Below are 18,137 nucleotides of genomic sequence, written 5' to 3'. Positions count from 1 at the left end.
CGGGTGCCCCGGAATCACTCCGGGGCACCCGTCGTCGTTCCCGCCCCGCTCCCGGGCGGCTCCTGTGGCGCATGCCTCTCCACCGCCTCGTGCGCACCTGCAGAGCCGGGTCGATACCATGGGCTTTCCGGGCCTGACCGGGGGACCCGGAACCTCCCCCAGACTCCGTCCCGGGGGACCCCCAGAGGAGTGCCCTTGCCAGACGAGGCCCAGTCCGCAGCCGCGCAGCCCGGCCAGAAGGCCGCAAAGGCCGCGGCAGCCCCTGTCACGCCCGAGCCGAAGCCGGACCGTCAGCCGCAGCCCCCCGCGCCCGAGCGCGTGAGCCCGGTGCCCGTCTCCGCGCCCAAGCCCGTACCGCCCGCCACGACGCGGTCCGGCGGCTCCTCGAATCGGGTACGCGCCCGTCTCGCCCGTCTCGGCGTGCAGCGCTCGTCGCCGTACAACCCGGTGCTGGAGCCGCTGCTGCGGATCGTGCGCAGCAACGACCCCAAGATCGAGACCTCCACGCTGCGCCAGGTCGAGCGCGCCTACCAGGTCGCCGAGCGCTGGCACCGGGGGCAGAAGCGCAAGAGCGGCGACCCGTACATCACGCATCCCCTCGCCGTCACCACCATCCTCGCCGAACTCGGCATGGACCCGGCGACGCTGATGGCCGGCCTGCTGCACGACACCGTCGAGGACACCGAGTACGGCCTCGACCAGCTGCGCCGCGACTTCGGCGACTCGGTGGCCCTGCTCGTCGACGGCGTCACCAAGCTGGACAAGGTCAAGTTCGGCGAGGCCGCGCAGGCGGAGACCGTGCGCAAGATGGTCGTCGCCATGGCCAAGGACCCGCGCGTCCTGGTCATCAAGCTCGCCGACCGCCTGCACAACATGCGCACCATGCGCTACCTCAAGCGGGAGAAGCAGGAGAAGAAGGCCCGCGAGACGCTGGAGATCTACGCCCCGCTGGCGCACCGGCTGGGCATGAACACCATCAAGTGGGAGCTGGAGGACCTCGCGTTCGCGATCCTCTACCCCAAGATGTACGACGAGATCGTGCGCCTCGTCGCCGAGCGCGCGCCCAAGCGCGACGAGTACCTCGCCATAGTGACCGACGAGGTCCAGGCCGACCTCCGCGCGGCCCGCATCAAGGCCACCGTCACCGGCCGCCCCAAGCACTACTACAGCGTCTACCAGAAGATGATCGTCCGAGGCCGTGACTTCGCGGAGATCTACGACCTGGTGGGCATCCGCGTCCTCGTCGACACGGTCCGCGACTGCTACGCGGCCCTCGGCACGGTGCACGCGCGATGGAATCCGGTCCCCGGCCGGTTCAAGGACTACATCGCGATGCCGAAGTTCAACATGTACCAGTCGCTGCACACGACGGTCATCGGCCCCAACGGCAAGCCCGTCGAGCTGCAGATCCGCACCTTCGACATGCACCGCCGCGCGGAGTACGGCATCGCGGCCCACTGGAAGTACAAGCAGGAGACCGTCGCCGGGGCCTCCAAGATCCGTACGGACGTCCCCAAGGCCGGCAAGGGCACCGCGGGCCAGGACACCGTCAACGACATGGCCTGGCTACGGCAGCTGCTGGACTGGCAGAAGGAGACCGAGGACCCCAGCGAGTTCCTGGAGTCCCTGCGTTTCGACCTGTCCCGCAACGAGGTCTTCGTCTTCACGCCCAAGGGTGACGTCATAGCGCTCCCCGCGGGCGCCACTCCCGTCGACTTCGCCTACGCCGTGCACACCGAGGTGGGTCACCGCACCATAGGCGCGCGGGTCAACGGCCGGCTCGTCCCGCTGGAGTCGACCCTCGACAACGGCGACCTGGTGGAGGTCTTCACCTCCAAGGCCGAGGGCGCGGGTCCCTCCCGCGACTGGCTCGGCTTCGTCAAATCGCCGCGGGCACGCAACAAGATCCGCGCCTGGTTCTCCAAGGAGCGCCGCGACGAGGCCATCGAGCAGGGCAAGGACGCCATCGCGCGCGCCATGCGCAAACAGAACCTGCCGATCCAGCGCATCCTCACCGGCGACTCCCTGGTCACCCTCGCGCACGAGATGCGCTACCCCGACATCTCGTCGCTCTACGCGGCGATCGGCGAGGGCCATGTCGCCGCGCAGGGCGTCGTGCAGAAGCTGGTGCAGGCCCTCGGCGGCGAGGAGGCCGCCAACGAGGACATCGCCGAGTCCACCCCGCCCTCCCGCAGCCGCGGCAAGCGCCGCAACAGCACGGACCCGGGCGTGGTCGTCAAGGGCGTCGAGGACGTGTGGGTCAAGCTGGCCCGCTGCTGCACGCCCGTTCCCGGCGACCCGATCATCGGCTTCGTCACCCGCGGCAGCGGCGTGTCCGTGCACCGCGCGGACTGCGTCAACGTCGACTCGCTCTCGCAGCAGCCCGAACGGATCCTCGACGTCGAGTGGGCGCCCACCCAGTCGTCGGTCTTCCTCGTCGCCATCCAGGTCGAGGCCCTGGACCGCTCCCGGCTGCTGTCGGACGTGACCCGCGTCCTGTCCGACCAGCACGTCAACATCCTGTCGGCGGCCGTGCAGACCTCCCGCGACCGGGTGGCCACCTCGCGCTTCACGTTCGAGATGGGCGACCCGAAGCACCTCGGCCACGTACTGAAGGCCGTCCGCGGCGTGGAGGGCGTCTACGACGTCTACCGCGTCACCTCCGCGCGCCGGCCCTGACAGGCCACGACCGCGCCGGCGGCCCCGCGACGGCTCGACCACGCAGGCCGAGCCGTCGGGCCACGGGCTCGCCGGGGCGCGCAGGGCGTCGGCCCCGGGTTCGCCGGCCCGCGCAGGGCGTCGGCCGCGGGATCGCCGGCCGCGCCGTAAGTGCCCGGAGTGCCCGCCGGAAGTGCCGGAGTACGCAAAGGCCCCGGTACGCACCGCGTACCGAGGCCTTCCCGTACTCCGGGGGCCGGCGCGTCAGCCGCCGAACTCCTCCAGGCCCTTCAGCGCCTGGTCCAGCAGCGCCTGACGGCCCTCGAGCTCCTTGGCGAGCTTGTCGGCCTTGGCGTTGTTGCCCGCCGCACGCGCCGCGTCGATCTGCTCACGCAGCTTGTCCACGGCCGCTTGCAGCTGCCCGGTCAGACCCGCGGCACGCGCACGTGCCTCCGGGTTCGTCCGGCGCCACTCGTTCTCCTCGGACTCCTGCAGGGCCCGCTCCACCGCGTGCATCCGGCCCTCCACCTTCGGCCGGGCGTCGCGCGGCACGTGGCCGATGGCCTCCCAGCGCTCGTTGATGGCCCGGAAGGCGGCGCGGGCCGCCTTGAGGTCCGTCACCGGCACCAGCTTCTCGGCCTCGGCCGCGAGCTCCTCCTTGAGCTTGAGGTTCTCCGCCTGCTCGGCGTCGCGCTCGGCGAACACGCCGCTGCGCGCGGCGAAGAAGACGTCCTGCGCACCCCGGAAGCGGTTCCACAGGTCGTCCTCGGCCTCGCGCTGGGCACGGCCCGCCGCCTTCCACTGCGCCATCAGGTCGCGATAGCGGGCGGCGGTGGGGCCCCAGTCCGTCGACCCGGACAGGGCCTCGGCCTCGGCCACCAGCCGTTCCTTGGTCTGACGGGCCTCCTCCCGCTGCGCGTCCAGCGACGCGAAGTGCGCCTTGCGGCGCTTGGAGAACGCGGAGCGGGCGTGCGAGAAGCGGTGCCACAGCTCGTCGTCGGACTTCCGGTCGAGCCGGGGCAGGCCCTTCCAGGTGTCCACGAGCGCCCGCAGCCGCTCACCCGCGGCTCGCCACTGGTCACTCTGTGCCAGCTCCTCGGCCTCGGTGACCAGCGCCTCCTTGGCCCGGCGCGCCTCGTCGCTCTGCTTCGCGCGCTGCGCCTTGCGCTCCTCGCGGCGCTTGTCGACCGTCGCCACGAGCGCGTCGAGACGCACGCGCAGGGCGTCGAGGTCACCCACGGCGTGGTGCTCGTCCACCTGCTGACGCAGATGGTCGATCGCCGCCATGGCGTCCTTGGCCGACAGGTCGGTGGTCTTCACCCGCCGCTCGAGGAGGCCGATCTCGACCACCAAGCCCTCGTACTTGCGCTCGAAGTAGGCCAGCGCCTCCTCGGGAGAGCCCGCCTGCCACGATCCGACGACCTTCTCGCCCTCGGCAGTACGCACGTACACGGTGCCCGTCTCGTCGACACGGCCCCACGGGTCGCTGCTCACAGCGCCTCCTCAACCTGATGCCCGCGAGGGAGTTCGTCCCCGGGCATCGTCCACAGTTTCCTGGGACGGGCCTCGCCCGTCCTGAACAACGCGAAGCCGGCCCGCGCTGCACAACGCCAATCTAGGCGACCGGCCGCCTGGCTGTCCGCACTCGGCGCCGCCGAAATTCCCCGGCTCACACCTTGGGGACGGTGGCCTTCTCGATGCTGACGGCCTGCTTGGGCGCGCCGTCGCTCGCGCCGCCCTCGACACCGCCCTTGCCCACGGCCTCCACGATCTTGAGGCTCTTGTCGTCCATGGTGCCGAACGGCGTGTACGTGGGCGGCAGTTTGGTGTCCTTGTACACGAGGAAGAACTGGCTGCCGCCCGAGTTCGGTTGGCCGGTGTTCGCCATCGCGACCGTGCCCGCCGGGAACGTCACCCTGCCGTCGGCGCCCGCCTTGCCGAGCGCCGCGAGGTTCTCGTCCGGGATCGTGTAGCCCGGACCGCCGGTGCCGTCGCCCTTCGGGTCGCCGCACTGGAGCACGAAGATGCCCTGCGTAGTGAGGCGGTGACACTTGGTGCCGTTGAAGTAGCCCTTGTCCGCCAGCGACTTGAACGAGTTGACCGTGCGGGGCGTCTTCGCCGCGTCCATCGCGATCGTGATGTCGCCCTGGTTCGTCTTCAGCGCGAAGGTGTACTTCGCCTTCTTGTCGATCGACATCGCGGGCTCGGGCGAGCTGCTCTCGGACGGCGAAAGGGTGGCGCCGGGCGAGGTTTCCGACGAGGCGCTGTCGCTCGTGTCGCCGTCGCTCAGGGCCGCGCCCGCGTAGACGGCGCCGCCGGCGGCGACCACGACGGCCAGGGCGGCCGCGATGATCGCGTTGCGCTGCTTCGCCTTCTTCCGCGCCTGCTCCCGACGCTGCTGCTGGCGCTCGAACTTCTCCCTGGCGAGCTGCCGCCGCCGCTGATCGCTGCTGACCACCGGGTCTTCTCCTTGTAGGTCGAGAACGTCGAAAACGTCGTGTCCGTCGAGGGGCCGTGCACGTGGCGCGATGCCGACCGCCGGGCCAGGCCCTCTCACCGGTCCGGCCTGACCGGGAAGAGTGGGCCTGGCCCCGTACCGTATACGGGTTGGCTGTGGAGCGAGCAGCGCCGGTAGGCTCTGAACTGCTGTGATCGACGCGGCAGCACCGCCCGCCGATCCGCCGCATGCCTCTCGACGACCGAACTGAGGACGATCGTGCTTATTGCCGGGTTCCCCGCCGGGGCCTGGGGGACCAACTGTTACCTGGTCGCCCCCGCCGCCGGCGAGGAGTGCGTGATCATCGACCCGGGCCACCAGGCCGCCCAGGGGGTCGAGGAGACGCTCAAGAAGCATCGGCTCAAGCCCGTCGCCGTCGTGCTCACGCACGGCCACATCGACCACGTCGCCTCCGTCGTCCCCGTCTGCGGCGCCCATGACGTGCCGGCCTGGATCCACCCGGCCGACCGCTACATGATGAGCGACCCCGAGAAGTCCCTCGGCCGCTCCATCGGCATGCCGCTCATGGGCGAGCTGACCGTCGGGGAGCCCGACGACGTCAGGGAGCTGACCGACGGCGCCGCGCTCAGCCTCGCCGGCCTGGACTTCTCCGTCGCGCACGCACCCGGCCATACCAAGGGGTCGGTGACCTTCCGGATGCCCGAGTCCGCGGACGTTCCGTCCGTCTTCTTCTCGGGCGACCTGCTGTTCGCCGGCTCCATCGGACGCACGGACCTGCCCGGCGGCGACATGGACGAGATGCTCGACTCGCTGGCCCGGGTGTGCCTGCCGCTCGACGACTCGACCGTGGTGCTGTCCGGCCACGGTCCCCAGACGACCATCGGCCGTGAGCGCGCCACCAACCCGTATCTGCGCGAGGTGGCGGCCGGCCTCGGGAGCGCCCAGCCCGCTCCCCGACGAGGAATGTGACGAGATTCCGACGTGAGTACCTTCCAGGCCCCCCGGGGCACCTACGACCTGATCCCGCCGCGCTCCGCGAAGTTCCTCGCGGTGCGCGACGCGATCTCCACCCCGCTCAAGAACTCCGGCTACGGCTACATCGAGACGCCGGGCTTCGAGAACGTGGAGCTGTTCGCGCGCGGTGTCGGTGAGTCCACCGACATCGTCACCAAGGAGATGTACGCCTTCGAGACCAAGGGCGGCGACCGGCTCGCGCTGCGCCCCGAAGGCACCGCGTCCGTCCTGCGCGCGGCCCTGGAGGCCAACCTCCACAAGGCCGGCAACCTGCCCGTGAAGCTCTGGTACTCGGGCTCGTACTACCGCTACGAGAAGCCGCAGGCGGGCCGCTACCGCCACTTCTCGCAGGTCGGCGCCGAGGCGATCGGCGCGGAGGATCCGGCGCTGGACGCCGAGCTGATCATCCTGGCGGACCAGGCGTACCGCTCGCTGGGCCTCACGAACTTCCGCATCCTGCTGAACTCGCTGGGCGACAAGGAGTGCCGCCCGGTCTACCGTGAGGCGCTCCAGGGCTTCCTGCGCGACCTCGACCTCGACGAGGACACCCGCCGCCGGGTGGAGATCAACCCGCTGCGGGTCCTCGACGACAAGCGTGCCGACGTGCAGAAGCAGCTGGTGGGCGCGCCGCTGCTGCGCGACTACCTGTGCGACGCGTGCAAGGCGTACCACGAGGAGGTGCGGGCGCTGCTGACGGCGGCCGGCGTCCCCTTCGAGGACGACGAGAAGCTGGTGCGCGGCCTCGACTACTACACGCGCACCACGTTCGAGTTCGTCCACGACGGTCTCGGCTCGCAGTCCGCGGTGGGCGGCGGCGGCCGCTACGACGGCCTGTCCGAGATGATCGGCGGCCCGGCGCTGCCGTCCGTCGGCTGGGCGCTCGGCGTCGACCGCACGGTCCTCGCGCTGGAGGCCGAGGGCGTCGAGCTCGACCTGCCCGAGGCCACCAGCGTCTACGCGGTCCCGCTCGGCGAGGAGGCCCGCCGGGTGCTGTTCGGCGTGGTGACCGAGCTGCGCAAGGCCGGCGTCGCCGCCGACTTCAGCTACGGCGGCAAGGGCCTCAAGGGCGCGATGAAGAACGCCAACCGCTCGGGTGCCCGGTACGCCCTCGTGGCGGGCGAGCGCGACCTGTCCGAGGGCGTGGTCCAGCTCAAGGACATGGAGTCCGGGGAACAGCAGCCCGTGGCGCTGGACGCCGTGGTCGCCAGGCTGCGCGCCGAACTCCTCGGCTGACAGCGCGACGCGAAGGGGCCCCGGGCATCAACTGCCTTGGGCCCCTTCGCCGTTGTCCAGGTCCGAGAGCATCGCCGGGGGTGTTGCTTATCCGGAGCGAACAGAGAGAACCGGATGGGGTGCGGCAGAATGGCGGTACCCAGCAGACCGGCGAACGATGGAACGGCGATATGACGACTGCAGCGGTTGACGACGTGTCCACCGACCACGGGACGACAGGCGCGAGCCGTGGGTTCGCGTGGATGCTGGTGGTCACGGGTGCGGCGGGGCTGCTGGCGGCGTGGGTGATCACGATCGACAAGTTCAAGCTGCTGGAGGATCCGGGGTTCACGCCGGGGTGCAGTCTGAATCCGGTGGTGTCGTGCGGCAGCATCATGAAGAGCGAGCAGGCGGCGGTGTTCGGGTTCCCGAACCCGATGCTGGGTCTGGTCACGTACGGCATGGTGATCGCGATCGGGGTGGCGCTGCTGGCGGGGGCGCGTTTTCGGCGGTGGTACTGGCTGGGGCTGAACGCGGGGACGCTGTTCGGCGTCGGGTTCTGCATGTGGCTGATGCAGCAGTCGTTGTACGAGATCAACGCGCTGTGCCTGTGGTGCTGTCTGGCGTGGGTCGCCACGATCGTCATGTTCTGGTACGTGACCTCGCACAACGTCCGTCATGGGCTGCTGCCCGCGCCGGCTGTGGTACGGGGGTTCCTGGACGAGTTCACGTGGGTGCTGCCGGTGCTGCACGTCGGGATCATCGGGATGCTGGTGCTCACCCGCTGGTGGGACTTCTGGACCGGCTGACCGGCCCAGCGGCGGTGTCGGTGCTCTGACATAGGCTTCACCACGTGGAGCCCGACCTGTTCACCGCCGCAGCCGAAGACCGCCAGGAGAAGGACCCGACCAGTAGCCCCCTGGCAGTCCGGATGCGCCCGCGCACCCTGGACGAGGTGGTCGGCCAGCAGCATCTGCTGAAGCCCGGATCACCGCTGCGCCGGCTCGTCGCCGAAGGCGGCTCGGGCCGGGCGGGCGCCTCCTCGGTGATCCTCTGGGGACCGCCCGGCACCGGCAAGACGACCCTCGCGTACGTCGTCTCGAAGGCGACCAACAAGCGCTTCGTCGAGCTGTCCGCCATCACCGCGGGCGTCAAGGAGGTCCGGGCGGTCATCGACGGCGCCCGCCGGGCCGCGGGCGGCTTCGGCAAGGAGACCGTCCTCTTCCTCGACGAGATCCACCGCTTCTCCAAGGCCCAGCAGGACTCCCTGCTCCCGGCGGTGGAGAACCGCTGGGTCACGCTGATCGCGGCGACCACGGAGAACCCGTACTTCTCCGTGATCTCCCCCCTGCTCTCCCGCTCCCTGCTGCTCACCCTGGAGCCGCTCACCGACGACGACATCGGCGCTCTGCTGGTGCGCGCGCTCACCGAAGAACGCGGTCTCGCCGACGCGCTCGCCCTCCAGGACGACGCGAGGGCGCACCTGCTGCGCATCGCGGGAGGCGACGCCCGGCGGGCCCTGACCGCTCTGGAGGCGGCGGCCGGCGCGGCCATCGACAAGGGCGAGGAGGAGATCACCCTCGAGACCGTCGAGGAGACCGTCGACCGCGCCGCGGTGAAGTACGACCGCGACGGCGACCAGCACTACGACGTCGCCAGCGCGCTCATCAAGTCGATCCGCGGTTCGGACGTGGACGCCGCGCTGCACTATCTGGCCCGCATGATCGAGGCGGGGGAGGACCCCCGGTTCATCGCCCGCCGGCTGATGATCGCGGCCAGCGAGGACATCGGTCTCGCCGACCCCACGGCTCTGCCGACGGCCGTGGCGGCCGCCCAGGCCGTCGCCATGATCGGCTTCCCGGAGGCGGCGCTCACCCTCAGCCACGCCACGATCGCCCTGGCGCTCGCCCCCAAGTCGAACGCGGCCACGCTCGCCATCCAGGCCGCCCGGCAGGACATCCGCGACGGCCTCGTCGGCCCCGTCCCGCCGCACGTGCGCGACGGCCACTACAAGGGAGCCCAGAAGCTCGGCCACGCCCAGGGCTATGTCTATCCGCACGATGTCGCCGGAGGCATCGCCGCCCAGCAGTACGCGCCGGACGCGGTCCACGGCCGCCGGTACTACGAGCCCACGCGCTACGGCGCCGAGGCGCGGTATGCCGACGTGGTGGAGAAGGTGCGTGAGCGCCTGCGCGGTGAGGCGAAGTAGCCCGCACCGGCAGCCGTCAGAGCGCGGCGGCCTCGAAGAGCGTGTGCATCGCGCGCCGCAGTCCGGTGATGTCCCGCACGGGCTCCGGGAAGTCGAAGCGGGCGTCGACCGGCTGCTCCCCGGTGAACCGCACGCGCAGCCCGAAGCGGTCCAGCGCCAGCGGCACCGCCCGCCGTCCCCCGGCCGTCGCGGCCGTGCCGCGCTCGCCGAACAGTCCCGCGAGCGCCTGCACCTGGTCGAAGTGGGCGGAGTGCAGATGCTGGAGCAACTCGGTCTCGTGGGCCACCAGCGGGTCGGCGGATGCCCGGGCCAGGTCCTCCGCCTCGACGGCGGACGCGCCCCACAGGTCGTCGACGCTCGCCTCTCCCACCTCCAGGCGCAGCATCATGGCGCCGGGCTCGGTCGCGAGGCCGGGTGCGCAGGTCAGCCAGCCGGAGACCCGGGCGCGGGCGCGGATACGGTGGGGCACGGCGACCGGCGCGACGTCGGTGATTTCCAGCACGGCCGAGAGCTCGTCGTCCTGCGCATGGGTCGCCGCCCGGACGACGGGGGCGTTCCCCGGGAAGAGGAGGAACACCTCCCCGTCCGCGCCGAATGCCCTGGCCTGCGGACTGAGCTGGTCGGTCCGGGCACCCTCCACGCCGGGAACGAGCAGTACCGCCGAGGATGTACTCTGTACGAGAGTTCGTGTGCGCTCGGCTGCTGACGGCATCCGGGTGATTTCAAGCCCGCTGGGACGCGGCTGACCATGAGCTGATCGGACCTCCGTCACCTCGACGCTCGATGAAGCGTCGGCGTTCTTTGTGCTGTCCGTGATGCGCTTGGTGTTCCCACGGCGAGACATGCGATCTCCTTGAGTAAGGTGAGCCTAACCTAACCTACAACGGAGGTCTGGAGAACGTGCCTAACCAGTCGCGTCCCAAGGTCAAGAAGTCCCGTGCGCTCGGTATCGCGCTGACGCCCAAGGCCGTCAAGTACTTCGAGGCCCGCCCCTACCCGCCGGGCGAGCACGGCCGTGGCCGCAAGCAGAACTCGGACTACAAGGTCCGTCTGCTCGAGAAGCAGCGTCTGCGTGCCCAGTACGACATCAGCGAGCGCCAGATGGCGCGCGCCTACGACCGCGCCAAGAAGGCCGAGGGCAAGACCGGCGACGCGCTCGTCATCGAGCTCGAGCGCCGCCTCGACGCCCTGGTCCTGCGTTCGGGCATCGCCCGCACCATCTACCAGGCCCGTCAGATGGTCGTCCACGGCCACATCGAGGTCAACGGCGGCAAGGTCGACAAGCCGTCCTTCCGCGTCCGTCCCGACGACGTCGTGATGGTCCGCGAGCGCTCCCGCGACAAGGCCCTGTTCCAGGTCGCTCGCGAGGGTGGCTTCGCCGCCGACGGTGAGACCCCGCGCTACCTGCAGGTCAACCTGAAGGCCCTGGCGTTCCGCCTGGACCGTGACCCGCAGCGCAAGGAGATCCCGGTCATCTGTGACGAGCAGCTGGTCGTCGAGTACTACGCCCGCTGATCCTGGGATCCTCCCAGCGGCAGCCGGCGCAGTAGCTCCCCGCACCTCGGCCCGCCGCTTCCCCGCCGTTTCCGGTGGGGGAGCGGCGGGCTCCCGCGTTTCCGGGACCGCCCGGCGCGCGTCACGCCGCCGCACCGGAAACGGCCGTACGTCCGTCCGCGCCGACAGTGCCCGCCGCACCGCCGCATCCGGCCACAGCGACCTGCCTCCGCCACGCACGCCTCGTAGCGCTCCGTGCCGAGCAGGCGCCGCGCCTGCCGGTCGCACCGCGCGCGCGGCGCACCGAATGGCCACCCTGAGGGGGTCGCCGGGGGAGGAGCCGGTGCGAGAGGATCGTCCCCCATGGGGCACGCAGCGTATCGGCGCGTAAGCACTCCGTAGAATCGATCCGCAGGGCCACCGCTCGCCGACCGCTAATGCGGTATGGGGCCCCACCCAGGGCGCGATAGGGTCGGGATGCGACTTTTCAGGTGCCAGACGACAGCAGAGAGCGGTGCGCAGTGACCGGTGGAGAGGTTGCCGGGATTCTGGTGGCCGTCTTCTGGGCGATCTTGGTCTCCTTCCTGGCCGTGGTGCTGGTGAGGCTGGCGCAGACGCTCAGAGCGACCACCAGACTCGTGGCGGACGTGACCGAACAGGCGGTGCCCCTGCTGGCCGACGCCGCCGCGACCGTGCGCTCGGCGCAGACCCAGCTCGACCGGGTGGACGCCATCGCGAGCGACGTCCAGGAGGTCACCTCCAACGCCTCGGCGCTGTCCACGACCGTCGCGTCGACGTTCGGCGGCCCTCTCGTCAAGGTCGCCGCCTTCGGGTACGGCGTACGACGGGCGCTCAGCCGCCGGGACGACGCCCCGGCCCCCGAGACCAGGCGGACCGTGATCGTCGGACGGGCCGTGCCCCCCGCGCGGCGCAAGAAGCGGAAGGGCTGAGGCGCCGTGTTCCGCCGTACGTTCTGGTTCACCGCGGGCGCCGCAGCCGGCGTCTGGGCCACCACCAAGGTCAACCGCAAGCTCAAGCAGCTCACCCCCGAGAGCCTCGCCGCCCAGGCGGCCAACAAGGCGATCGACGCGGGACACCGTCTCAAGGACATCGCCGTCGACATCCGCGCGCAGATGCGCCAGCGCGAGGCGGAGCTGGGCGAGGTCCTCGGACTCAACGCGGCACCCGGCGGCGACCTCCCCGCCGCCCGCCGGCCCGCGATCGAGCCCGACCGGCCCGCATCGATCACCTACCTGCACAGCAGGACCGAAGACTCGTACCGCACGACCAAGAACACCACCGAAGACCCGGCCACCGGGACTTCGTACAACCGGAATGAGGACCACTGATGGAGTCGGCTGAAATCCGCCGCCGCTGGCTGAGCTTCTTCGAGGAGCGCGGGCACACCGTCGTCCCTTCGGCGTCGCTCATCGCGGACGACCCGACTCTGCTGCTGGTGCCCGCGGGCATGGTCCCCTTCAAGCCGTACTTCCTCGGCGAGGTCAAGCCGCCCGCCCCCCGTGTCACCAGCGTGCAGAAGTGCGTGCGCACGCCCGACATCGAAGAGGTCGGCAAGACCACCCGCCACGGCACGTTCTTCCAGATGTGCGGCAACTTCTCCTTCGGCGACTACTTCAAGGAAGGCGCCATCAAGCTCGCCTGGGAGCTGCTCACCAATCCCCAGGACAAGGGCGGTTACGGCCTCGACCCCGAGCGCCTGTGGATCACCGTCTACCTCGACGACGACGAGGCCGAGCAGATCTGGCGCGACGTCATCGGCGTGCCCGCCGAGCGCATCCAGCGCCTCGGCAAGAAGGACAACTTCTGGTCCATGGGCGTCCCCGGCCCCTGCGGACCGTGCTCCGAGATCAACTACGACCGCGGTCCGGAGTTCGGCGAGGAGGGCGGCCCGGCCGTCAACGACGAGCGCTACGTGGAGATCTGGAACCTGGTCTTCATGCAGTACGAGCGCGGCGCCGGCGAGGGCAAGGAGGACTTCCCGATCCTCGGCGACCTGCCGTCGAAGAACATCGACACCGGCCTCGGCCTCGAACGCCTCGCCATGATCCTGCAGGGCGTGCAGAACATGTACGAGACCGACACCCTGCGCGTCGTGATGGACCGGGCCACCGAGCTGACCGGCGTCCGCTACGGCGCCGACCACGGCTCTGACGTCTCCCTGCGGGTGGTCGCCGACCACATCCGTACGTCCACGATGCTCATCGGCGACGGGGTCACCCCGGGCAACGAGGGCCGCGGCTACGTGCTGCGCCGCATCATGCGCCGCGCCATCCGCAACATGCGCCTGATGGGTGCCACCGGCCCGGTCGTCAAGGACCTCGTCGACGTGGTGATCGAGACCATGGGGCAGCAGTACCCGGAGCTGATCACCGACCGCAAGCGCATCGAGACCGTCGCCGCCGCCGAGGAGGCCGCCTTCCTCAAGGCCCTCAAGGGCGGCACGAACATCCTCGACACCGCCGTCACCGAGACCAAGGCCGCCGGGGGCACGGTGCTCTCCGGCGACAAGGCGTTCCTGCTCCACGACACGTGGGGCTTCCCGATCGACCTCACCCTCGAGATGGCCGCCGAGCAAGGCCTGAGCGTGGACGAGGACGGCTTCCGCCGTTTGATGAAGGAGCAGCGGGACCGCGCCAAGGCCGACGCCAAGGCCAAGAAGTCCGGCCACGCCGACCTGTCCGCCTACCGCCACGTCGCCGACACCTCGGGCACCACCGAGTTCACCGGCTACACCTCCACCGAGGGCGAATCCACCGTCGTCGGCCTGCTCGTCGACGGCGTCTCCTCCCCGGCCGCCTCCGAGGGCGACGAGGTCGAGATCGTCCTCGACCGCACCCCGTTCTACGCCGAGGGCGGCGGCCAGCTCGCCGACCAGGGCCGGATCAAGCTCGACACCGGCGCCGTCATCGACGTCCGCGACGTCCAGCAGCCCGTCCCGGGCGTCAGCGTCCACAAGGGCGTCGTCCAGGTCGGCGAGGTCACCGTCGGCGCCTCGGCCTACGCCGCCATCGACGTACGCCGCCGCCGGGCCATCGCCCGCGCCCACAGCGCCACGCACCTGACCCACCAGGCGCTGCGGGACGCCCTCGGCCCCACCGCCGCCCAGGCCGGCTCGGAGAACTCCCCGGGCCGCTTCCGCTTCGACTTCGGCTCGCCGAACGCCGTCCCCGGCACGGTCCTCACCGACGTCGAGCAGAAGATCAACGAGGTCCTCGCCCGCGAACTCGACGTCCACGCCGAGGTCATGAGCATCGACGAGGCCAAGAAGCAGGGCGCCATCGCCGAGTTCGGCGAGAAGTACGGCGAGCGGGTGCGCGTCGTGACCATCGGCGACTTCTCCAAGGAGCTGTGCGGCGGTACGCACGTCCACAACACCGCCCAGCTGGGTCTGGTGAAGCTGCTCGGCGAGTCCTCCATCGGCTCCGGCGTGCGCCGCGTCGAGGCCCTCGTCGGCGTGGACGCGTACAACTTCCTCGCCAAGGAGCACACGGTCGTCGCCCAGCTCCAGGAGCTCGTCAAGGGCCGCTCCGAGGAGCTGCCGGAGAAGATCGCCGCCATGCTCGGCAAGCTGAAGGACGCCGAGAAGGAGATCGAGAAGTTCCGTGCGGAGAAGGTGCTCGGCGCCGCTGCCGGTCTCGCCCAGGGCGCCAAGGACGTCCGCGGCGTCGCCCTGGTGACCGGCACGGTCCCGGACGGCACGTCCGCCGACGACCTGCGCAAGCTGGTCCTCGACGTCCGCGGCCGCATCCCCGGTGACCGCCCGGCCGTCGTCGCCGTGTTCACCACCGCGAACGGGCGTCCGCTCACCGTCATCGCCACCAACGAGGCCGCCCGCGAGCGCGGCCTCAAGGCCGGCGACCTGGTGCGCACCGCGGCCAAGACGCTGGGCGGCGGCGGTGGCGGCAAGCCGGACGTCGCCCAGGGCGGCGGCCAGAACCCGGACGCCATCGGCGCCGCCGTCGCCGCCGTCGAGCGTCTCGTCGCCGAGACCGCCTGATGACGATGCGCAGAGGACGTCGTCTCGCGATCGACGTCGGGGACGCCCGGATCGGGGTCGCCTCGTGCGACCCCGACGGGCTCCTCGCCACGCCGGTGGAGACCGTGCCGGGCCGCGACATCCCGGCCGCCCACCGGCGGCTGCGCCAACTCGTCGAGGAGTACGAGCCGATCGAGGTCGTCGTCGGTCTGCCCCGCTCGCTCAGCGGCGGTGAGGGACCGGCGGCGAAGAAGGTCCGCAGCTTCGCACAGACACTCGCCCAGGGCATCAAGCCGGTTCCGGTACGACTGGTGGACGAGAGGATGACCACAGTGACGGCCACCCAGGGGCTGCGCGCTTCGGGCGTGAAGTCCAAAAAGGGCAGGTCCGTCATCGATCAGGCTGCCGCTGTGGTGATCCTCCAGAACGCTCTGGAGTCCGAACGGGCGTCCGGTGTTGCTCCAGGAGAGGGCATCGAAGTGGTTGTCTGATCGCGATACGGTAACGTTCCGCGCGATGCGGCGTGTTCGAACAGCTGCCGCACATAAGAGAGGCGGGTCGTTTCGCGCCGTCTCGCGGCCCTAGGGGATCGATGACTGAGTATGGCCGGGGCCCCGGCTCCGAACCGTGGCATCCCGAGGACCCCTTGTACGGGGACCAGGGATGGGGAGGCCAGGCGGCCGCGGCCAGTCACGCTCCGTACGGCGGCCAGTCGCAGCAGCAGTACCCGCAGGCGCAGCAGGACGCGTACCAGCAGTACGGCACGCAGGACCCGTACCAGCAGGCGCACGACCCCTACCAGCAGTACGACGCCGGCTGGGACACCGGACAGCAGACGGCGGCCATGCCCTACGGCGCCGACCAGGCGGGCGGCTACGGAGTCCATCCCGCGGGCTACGGCAGTCCCCAGGAGGCCGACTACTACGGCACGGCCGAGGCGTACCCGCCACCGCAGCCCCCCGGTCGTCGCCCGCCGGAGCCCGAACCGGCCACCGACTGGGACAATGAGGCGGCCCAGGAGGAGACCCACCCGTTCTTCACTGGCGACGACGGACCCGGCGGCGACGACGGTGACGACGCGGAGCCGCGCGGCGGCGGAGGCCGCGACCGGCGCGGCAAGGGCAAGAAGAAGAGCCGCAACGGTCTGGCCTGCCTGGTCGTCGCGGCGGTCCTCGTCGGCGGTCTCGGCGGTGTCGGCTACTTCGGGTACCAGTTCTGGCAGAGCCATTTCGGCGCGGCCGAGGACTACGCGGGCGACGGCACCGGATCGGTCCAGGTCGAGATCCCCAGGGGCGCCGGCGGTTACGAGATCGGCAACATCCTCAAGGACGCCGGCGTCGTCAAGAGCGTCGACGCCTTCGTCGCCGCCCAGGAGGAGAACCCGAAGGGCAACACGATCCAGGACGGCGTGTACCTCCTGAAGAAGGAGATGTCGGCGGCGAGGGCCGTGGAGCTCATGCTGAGCCCCGCCAGCCGGAACAACCTGATCATTGCCGAGGGCAGGCGCAACGTCCAGGTCTACGCGGACATAGACAAGCGCCTCGAACTGAAGCCGGGCACCACGCAGGAGATCGCCGAGAAGGAGGCCGACAACCTGGGCCTCCCGGACTGGGCCAGGAACCACCCGGACGTCAAGGACCCGCTCGAAGGCTTCCTCTTTCCGGCCAGCTACCCGGTCGCCAAGGGCGCCAAGCCGGAGGCGGTCCTCAAGAAGATGGTCGCCCGTGCCAACCAGGAGTACGAGAAGGCCGGCCTGGAGGCGAAGGCCGAGGGCCTCGGTCTCAAGAACCCCTGGGAACTGCTCACGCTCGCCAGTCTGGTCCAGGTCGAGGGCAAGACGCACGACGACTTCCGCAAGATGTCCGAGGTCATCTACAACCGCCTCAAGCCGACCAACACCGAGACGAACCAACTGCTCCAGTTCGACTCCGCGTTCAACTACCTCAAGGGGCAGAGCAAGATCGACATCTCTGAGGACGAGATCAACAGCAACCAGGACCCGTACAACACGTACACCCAGAAGGGTCTGACGCCGGGGCCGATCAGCAACCCGGGCAACGAGGCCCTGGCCGCTGCCCTCAACCCGACGGACGACGGCTGGCTGTACTTCGTGTCGACCGACGGCATGAAGAAGACCGAGTTCGCCAAGACGTTCGCCGAGCACCAGAGGCTGGTGGACAAGTTCAACGATTCGCGGGGCAACTGATGACCCCTTCCCTGTCCCCGGCCCGGAACCGCGCCGCGGTGCTCGGGTCGCCCATCGCGCACTCCCTGTCCCCGGTGCTGCACCGCGCCGCCTATGCCGCGCTCGGCCTGACCGACTGGTCCTACGACCGGTTCGAGGTCGACGAGGCGGCGCTGCCGGCGTTCGTGGCCGGGCTGGACGCGTCCTGGGCGGGCCTGTCGCTCACCATGCCCCTGAAGCGGGCGATCATCCCGCTGCTGGACGGCATCAGTGACACGGCCGCCTCGGTGGAGGCCGTCAACACGGTCGTGTTCACCGACGACGGCCGGCGCCTCGGCGACAACACCGACATCCCCGGCATGGTCGCCGCGCTGGCGGAACGCGGCGTGGAGAAGGTCGAGTCCGCCGCCGTCCTCGGCGCGGGCGCCACCGCCTCCTCCGCGCTCGCCGCCCTCGCGCAGGTCTGCGCCGGGCCGGTCACGGCGTATATACGCAGCGCGGCCCGTGCCGACGAGATGCGCGGCTGGGGCGAGCGGCTCGGCGTCGACGTGCGTATCGCGGACTGGTCCGCCGCCGCCGAGGCGCTGAGCGCGCCGCTCGTCGTCGCCACGACCCCCGCGGGCACCACGGACGCCCTGGCGGCCGAGGTGCCGGAGCGGCCGGGCACGCTCTTCGACGTGCTGTACGAACCGTGGCCCACGGCGCTCGCCGCCGCCTGGTCCGGCCGGGGCGGCGAGGTGGTCGGTGGCCTCGACCTTCTGGTGCACCAGGCGGTGCTCCAGGTCGAGCAGATGACCGGCCGCGCGCCCGCACCGCTGCGGGCGATGCGTATCGCCGGTGAACGCGCGCTCGAAGCCCGCTAGGATCTGCGCGTTCGATCAGGAGCACGTCAACAGCACACGGGGAGTCC

At 70.6% G+C, this 18,137-nt stretch carries 15 protein-coding genes; 12 read left to right on the top strand and 3 right to left on the bottom strand.

Features of this window, described 5'->3' with window-relative positions; genetic code table 11:
* Positions 1–195: 195 nt before the first annotated feature.
* Positions 196–2,679, top strand: a complete 2,484-nt coding sequence (locus tag ACLB9X_RS24395) for a RelA/SpoT family protein (protein WP_410362523.1) — start codon at positions 196–198, stop codon at positions 2,677–2,679.
* 243 nt (positions 2,680–2,922) lie between these two features.
* On the opposite strand, the gene ACLB9X_RS24390 is transcribed toward ACLB9X_RS24395, so the two are convergent.
* Positions 2,923–4,152: a DUF349 domain-containing protein gene (locus ACLB9X_RS24390; RefSeq protein WP_410362522.1), complete on the bottom strand. Its 1,230-nt coding sequence runs from the start codon at positions 4,150–4,152 to the stop codon at positions 2,923–2,925.
* Positions 4,153–4,327: 175 nt separating this feature from the next.
* Entirely contained in the window at positions 4,328–5,116 is a 789-nt protein-coding gene (locus ACLB9X_RS24385; RefSeq protein WP_410362521.1) for a peptidylprolyl isomerase, read from the bottom strand.
* Positions 5,117–5,374: 258 nt separating this feature from the next.
* On the opposite strand from ACLB9X_RS24385, the gene ACLB9X_RS24380 reads away from it, so the two are divergent.
* From ACLB9X_RS24380 to ACLB9X_RS24365, 4 genes are all read left to right on the top strand, one after another.
* A complete protein-coding gene (locus tag ACLB9X_RS24380) occupies positions 5,375–6,085 on the top strand; it encodes an MBL fold metallo-hydrolase (protein ID WP_410362520.1) in 711 nt (236 codons plus the stop codon).
* 12 nt (positions 6,086–6,097) lie between these two features.
* Complete coding sequence (gene hisS / locus ACLB9X_RS24375) at positions 6,098–7,363, top strand: histidine--tRNA ligase (RefSeq protein WP_410362519.1); 1,266 nt, start codon at positions 6,098–6,100, stop codon at positions 7,361–7,363.
* Positions 7,364–7,533: 170 nt separating this feature from the next.
* Positions 7,534–8,151, top strand: a complete 618-nt coding sequence (locus tag ACLB9X_RS24370; protein ID WP_410362518.1) for a vitamin K epoxide reductase family protein — start codon at positions 7,534–7,536, stop codon at positions 8,149–8,151.
* Positions 8,152–8,195: 44 nt separating this feature from the next.
* Positions 8,196–9,551, top strand: a complete 1,356-nt coding sequence (locus tag ACLB9X_RS24365) for a replication-associated recombination protein A (protein WP_410362517.1) — start codon at positions 8,196–8,198, stop codon at positions 9,549–9,551.
* Positions 9,552–9,567: 16 nt separating this feature from the next.
* Here ACLB9X_RS24365 and ACLB9X_RS24360 read toward each other — a convergent pair whose 3' ends face one another.
* Entirely contained in the window at positions 9,568–10,263 is a 696-nt protein-coding gene (locus ACLB9X_RS24360; RefSeq protein ID WP_410362516.1) for a DUF2470 domain-containing protein, read from the bottom strand.
* A 188-nt stretch (positions 10,264–10,451) separates the two neighbouring features.
* On the opposite strand from ACLB9X_RS24360, the gene rpsD reads away from it, so the two are divergent.
* From rpsD to ACLB9X_RS24325, 7 genes are all read left to right on the top strand, one after another.
* On the top strand, positions 10,452–11,066 hold the full coding sequence (gene rpsD / locus ACLB9X_RS24355; protein ID WP_177153203.1) for a 30S ribosomal protein S4: 615 nt from the start codon (positions 10,452–10,454) through the stop codon (positions 11,064–11,066).
* Positions 11,067–11,566: 500 nt separating this feature from the next.
* Positions 11,567–11,995 (top strand): DUF948 domain-containing protein, encoded by a 429-nt coding sequence (locus ACLB9X_RS24350; RefSeq protein WP_410362515.1) that lies wholly within the window; start codon positions 11,567–11,569, stop codon positions 11,993–11,995.
* A 6-nt stretch (positions 11,996–12,001) separates the two neighbouring features.
* Entirely contained in the window at positions 12,002–12,394 is a 393-nt protein-coding gene (locus tag ACLB9X_RS24345) for a hypothetical protein (RefSeq protein ID WP_410362514.1), read from the top strand.
* Entirely contained in the window at positions 12,394–15,063 is a 2,670-nt protein-coding gene (gene alaS, locus ACLB9X_RS24340; protein ID WP_410362513.1) for an alanine--tRNA ligase, read from the top strand. Before ACLB9X_RS24345 ends, alaS begins: the two co-directional genes overlap by 1 nt.
* The gene (gene ruvX, locus ACLB9X_RS24335) at positions 15,063–15,533 is read left to right on the top strand and encodes a Holliday junction resolvase RuvX (RefSeq protein ID WP_410362512.1); all 471 of its coding nucleotides are present in this window, start codon (positions 15,063–15,065) and stop codon (positions 15,531–15,533) included. The genes alaS and ruvX overlap by 1 nt, the downstream gene beginning before the upstream one ends.
* A 101-nt stretch (positions 15,534–15,634) precedes the next feature.
* Entirely contained in the window at positions 15,635–17,248 is a 1,614-nt protein-coding gene (gene mltG, locus ACLB9X_RS24330) for an endolytic transglycosylase MltG (RefSeq protein ID WP_410362511.1), read from the top strand.
* Complete coding sequence (locus ACLB9X_RS24325) at positions 17,248–18,090, top strand: shikimate dehydrogenase (protein ID WP_410362510.1); 843 nt, start codon at positions 17,248–17,250, stop codon at positions 18,088–18,090. Before mltG ends, ACLB9X_RS24325 begins: the two co-directional genes overlap by 1 nt.
* Positions 18,091–18,137: the final 47 nt, after the last annotated feature.

The organism is Streptomyces sp. 5K101 (assembly GCF_046506645.1).
Lineage (GTDB): Bacteria > Actinomycetota > Actinomycetes > Streptomycetales > Streptomycetaceae > Streptomyces.
This window is presented reverse-complemented; position numbering and strand designations above follow the sequence as displayed.

What these genes read in the sequence shown, in the direction of transcription:
- ACLB9X_RS24360 (WP_410362516.1), bottom strand. Translation starts at nt 10,263, where the DNA reads ATGCCGTCAGCAGCCGAGCGCACACGAACTCTCGTACAGAGTACATCC.
- ACLB9X_RS24370 (WP_410362518.1), top strand. Translation starts at nt 7,534, where the DNA reads ATGACGACTGCAGCGGTTGACGACGTGTCCACCGACCACGGGACGACA.
- mltG (WP_410362511.1), top strand. Translation starts at nt 15,635, where the DNA reads ATGACTGAGTATGGCCGGGGCCCCGGCTCCGAACCGTGGCATCCCGAG.
- ACLB9X_RS24325 (WP_410362510.1), top strand. Translation starts at nt 17,248, where the DNA reads ATGACCCCTTCCCTGTCCCCGGCCCGGAACCGCGCCGCGGTGCTCGGG.
- alaS (WP_410362513.1), top strand. Translation starts at nt 12,394, where the DNA reads ATGGAGTCGGCTGAAATCCGCCGCCGCTGGCTGAGCTTCTTCGAGGAG.
- ruvX (WP_410362512.1), top strand. Translation starts at nt 15,063, where the DNA reads ATGACGATGCGCAGAGGACGTCGTCTCGCGATCGACGTCGGGGACGCC.